The 1,632-nt window shown below is 54.2% G+C and carries 2 protein-coding genes; both read right to left on the bottom strand.

Features of this window, described 5'->3' with window-relative positions:
• Window positions 1-761: DDE-type integrase/transposase/recombinase (locus L7E55_RS17495; RefSeq protein ID WP_277445643.1), on the bottom strand; the 761-nt coding region annotated here is incomplete at its 3' end.
• Window positions 762-844: 83 nt separating this feature from the next.
• Window positions 845-1,255, bottom strand: a complete 411-nt coding sequence (locus L7E55_RS17490) for a hypothetical protein (RefSeq protein WP_277445642.1) — start codon at window positions 1,253-1,255, stop codon at window positions 845-847.
• Window positions 1,256-1,632: the final 377 nt, after the last annotated feature.

Here is a 1,632-nt window from a genome sequence, read left to right as displayed (position 1 = left end):
CCTTTCCCGGCCGCGTCCCGGACTTTTGCCCTTAAAAACCTGATACCCAGATTGGCGCAGGCTTCCCGGATCTGTTTGGCGACAAACTGGGCGCCGTTATCAATGTACAGGGCCGCCGGCACCCCGTGTTTGGTAACCGCTTTTTTTAGGGTGGTTTCTACCACCCAGGTTTCCTGGCTGATAAAGCATTCCGCGTGAACTATCCGGCGCGTGCTGTCGTCGATGGCCGCCACTACTACCGCCTGGTGTTTTTGCCCCTGATCGTCCCGCACCCAAAGCTGCGGTATGCAGATGTCGGCCTCCCATAGCAGGTTCCGCCTGACTTTGCCGAATTTACGGCGTACTTTTTGCTCCCGCCGCAAGGCTTGGCGGGTGAGGCCGGCCCGGCGGAAATGGTCGTCCAGGGTGGAACGGCGAATGTTACCCCGCCATTCCTCACGCTCCTGCTCCAACATCCGTATAATGGTAGGAGTACTGCGGGACGGTAGCTCCCGGCGCAGCCTGAAGGCTATTTCCAGGGCTTCAGGGGGAATGGCGCGGGACGCCCCGGCATCAGAACGTGTTTTCGGCAATAACCCGTTAAAGCCGGATTCCTCATAATACCGTACATAACGCTTAATCGTAGAGACAGATATACCGTGGGTTGTCGCCAACTCTTCCAGAAGGGTGCTCTTTTCCCCACAGGCCAGATCTACGCCAACCAGGTCATCGATTATGGCGTACCGGTGTAAGGCTATAGCTGTTCGCTGTTGTTCGTCCATTATGGACCACCTCCTCATGGCCCACGTTAGCACAACTTGGCGCCCAGTGCTGTTCTACTTAGTGTGGTAGGAAATATTTCCATTCAACACAGCCTGGGAAGTACGACCCGACAGAAAGCTAAATGCCCTTCTGGTACAGGCGGCAAATCCGCTACTGTCTGGCGGCACTTTTGGACCCAGCCGGGCAACTGTTCCAGTTGGAGGAGTTGGTCTATCTTCCCGGGCCGGCGTATCCGCCGGCTATGCCAGGCTTTCCGTTTCTCTTCCCGCACTACCAGTTGCACAGAGGTCCCGGGCAGCCATTCCATAACCACTGTTGTCAATCCACGTAACCAACTGCTCACCTCCCGGCAGGCCTGGTTTACCCAACGCCAAATTGAACTGGGACTGTATCCGGTCTGCTCTGATAGTTGCCTGTATGTACCCTTTAAAGCAGAGTAGGCCTCGACAGCGTTTTCTTGTGAAGCAAAGTCCTGGTGGTCTGCGGGCCGCACGGAAAATGTTTCTCTGCAATCAGGCCAAACACATCGGTAGCGCTGTGTCGTTTTACCGTCACGCTTTCTGAAAATTGTATTAACCCGATTAAACACCCGGCCTGGTGGGGCTTCACGTTTGCATATGGGGCAACAGGTTGGGCGGTTTGGATCAGGAATTACCCCTTGTCTTTTGGATTGTTTTGATGGGATAATATTCATGACGCACGCCTTGCGTCGTGAAGAGGTGTTTCTCCCGGGGCGGCCAAACCACAGGGTTAACGCCTCTTCGTTTTTTCTGTTACACTTCTTCTCCCCAAAAAAGAAAAACCCTCGTAAGGGTCATGTAATTCTAACCATATAGACTGATTCGGGTTCAAATATTGCTGGCCGCAACA

The sequence above is a fragment of the Pelotomaculum isophthalicicum JI genome (assembly GCF_029478095.1).
GTDB classification, from domain to species: domain Bacteria; phylum Bacillota; class Desulfotomaculia; order Desulfotomaculales; family Pelotomaculaceae; genus Pelotomaculum_D; species Pelotomaculum_D isophthalicicum.
This window is presented reverse-complemented; position numbering and strand designations above follow the sequence as displayed.